General features: G+C 65.4%; 1 protein-coding gene. It reads right to left on the reverse strand.

The window, feature by feature from the left end:
* Positions 1 to 722, reverse strand: a 722-nt coding sequence (locus tag AOA60_RS03940; protein WP_143522380.1) for an AMP-binding protein, incomplete at both ends; no start/stop codon positions are given.

Genomic DNA, 722 nt, shown 5'->3' on the forward strand with positions numbered 1-722 from the left:
GCCGGATCGCGATGGTCGCCAGGCCCGGCAACGGCCAAACGGGCGCCGGTCATCAGCGGCCAGAAGAACTCCCACACCGACACGTCGAAGCTGAACGGGGTCTTTTGCAGCACGGTGTCGTCGGCGGTCAAGGCATAGGCCTGCTGCATCCAGCACAGCCGGTTGGTCAGGGCCGCATGCCGGTTGCCGGCGCCTTTGGGCTTGCCGGTGGAACCTGAGGTGTAGATGACGTAGGCGAGGTTTTCGCCGTCAACGGCGACTTGCGGGTTGGTGTCGGCATAGCTGCTGACGTCCAGTTGATCGAGGGCCAGCACCGGCAGCGCGGCGGGGATCGGCAACTGCGTGAGCAGGTGTTGCTGGGTCAGCAGCAGGCCAATACCGCTGTCTTCGATCATGTAGCCCAGGCGGTCTTGCGGGTATTCCGGGTCCAGCGGCACATAGGCGCCGCCGGCCTTGAGCACGGCGAGCAGGCCGATGACCATCTCCAGGCTGCGCTCGGTGGCAATGCCCACCAGTGCATCCGGGCCGACGCCCAGTTCCATCAGCTTGTGGGCGAGTTGGTTGGCGCGCTGGTTGAGCTGGCGATAGCTCAGTTGATGGTCGCCGAACACCAATGCCGGCGCATCGGGCGTGGCGGCCACTTGGGCTTCGATCAATTGCTGGACGCTGTGGTCGAGCGGGTAGTGGGTGGTGGTGGCGTTCCACGCGCTGACGATCTGCTG

Source organism: Pseudomonas sp. 2822-17, assembly GCF_002742485.1.
In the GTDB taxonomy this organism is placed as follows: Bacteria; Pseudomonadota; Gammaproteobacteria; order Pseudomonadales; family Pseudomonadaceae; genus Aquipseudomonas; species Aquipseudomonas cyclaminis.